Raw genomic sequence first — 1417 nt, 5'->3', positions numbered from 1 at the left:
GGCCGCGTCCGTTTGAGTGGTGGTCTTTCGCTTCGTTGCGATGATCAGCTGTCGTTAGTTTAGGCGGCGGTGATCTCGGGGAGTATCACCGCCTCGTCGATGGTGGGGGTGGTCGCGGTGAGCTCGGTCATGGAGGCTTCGGAGAAGTAGCGGCGGTCGGCGGCTTCCCATTCGTCGTGTTGCTCGACGAGGACGGAGCCGGCCAGGCGGAGCAGGGCGGCGTTGTTCGGGAACACGCCAACGACGTCGGTGCGGCGCTTGATCTCCCGATTGAGGCGTTCCAGCGGGTTCGTGGACCAGATCTGTCGCCAATGCCGGGCGGGGAACGCTTTGAACGCGAGGATGTCGTCACGGGCGTCGGTGAGCATCACGGCGGTCTTGGGGTGGACGCGCTCGATCATGCGCACGACTTCGTCGAACTGGGCATCGATGTGCTCGGCGTCGGGTTGGGCGAAGATCGTGCGGATCACGCTGGCGACCATCTCCTGCCGGCCCTTCGGGAGGGCGGTCAGGACGTTGCGCATGAAGTGGACGCGGCAGCGCTGCCAGGCGGCGCCCTGCAACACGGTCGCTGCGGCCTTCTTCAGTCCGGCGTGGGCGTCGGAGATCACCAGCTTCACCCCGCCCAGACCTCGTGTCTTCAACGAGCGCAGGAACTGCTTCCAGAACTCCTCGGTCTCGCTGTCTCCGACATCGAAGCCCAGCACGACCCGCCGCCCGTCAGCGGCGACGCCGATCGCGACGACGACCGCCTGGGACACGACACGGTGGTCGATGCGGACCTTGCAGTAGGTCGCGTCGAGGAACACGTAGGGGTAGGCGATGTCAGACAGCGAGCGGTCGCGGAACGATGCGACCTCGGCGTCGAGCCCTTGGCAGATGCGGGACACCTCGGACTTCGAGATGCCAGTGTCAGCGCCGAGCGCTTTGACGAGGTCATCGACCTTCCGGGTTGAGACGCCGTGGAGGTAGGCCTCCATCACGACCGCGAACAAGGCTTGGTCGACCCGGCGGCGCCGCTCCAGCAGCGACGGGAAGAACGACCCCTGCCGCAACTTCGGGATCCGCAACTCCAGATCCCCAGCCGTGGTCGACAGCACCCGCGGCCGGGAACCGTTGCGGGTAGTCGTGCGCTCGCTCGTGCGCTCGTAGGGGGCGGCGCCGATGAATGCGGCTGTCTCCGCGTCGATCAGCTCCTGGTAGAGCCGCTCGGTCGCGGCTCGGATGCGGTCGGTGGTGCCGGTGAGCTTCAGTTCCCCGAGCAGCTCGAGGAGGGCAGACTGGTCAAGAGCCATCGTGCGGTGTCGTCTTTCTGTGTGAGTTCTTGGTCGTTCTCACTGACCATCGCACGATGGCTCACCCCGTCGCGGTCACGACGCCGCGGGCCCGAAAGACCACCACCCCGCGGGACTCCAGG

The 1417-nt window shown here is 66.4% G+C and carries 1 protein-coding gene; it reads right to left on the bottom strand.

The features are described 5' to 3' along the window. Window positions 1-59: 59 nt before the first annotated feature. Window positions 60-1295 (bottom strand): IS256 family transposase, encoded by a 1236-nt coding sequence (locus tag MA875_RS17315; protein WP_046746337.1) that lies wholly within the window; start codon window positions 1293-1295, stop codon window positions 60-62. Window positions 1296-1417 lie beyond the last annotated feature (122 nt).

Origin of the sequence: Microbacterium kunmingense (assembly GCF_023155745.1) — a bacterium.
Taxonomy (GTDB): domain Bacteria; phylum Actinomycetota; class Actinomycetes; order Actinomycetales; family Microbacteriaceae; genus Microbacterium; species Microbacterium kunmingense.
The sequence above is the reverse complement of the archived record's forward strand: the minus strand, read 5'-3'. Positions and strand labels throughout refer to the sequence as shown.

Bases quoted from the DNA above. Each gene is read 5' to 3' on its own strand.
- MA875_RS17315 (WP_046746337.1), bottom strand. From the start codon at position 1,295: ATGGCTCTTGACCAGTCTGCCCTCCTCGAGCTGCTCGGGGAACTGAAG.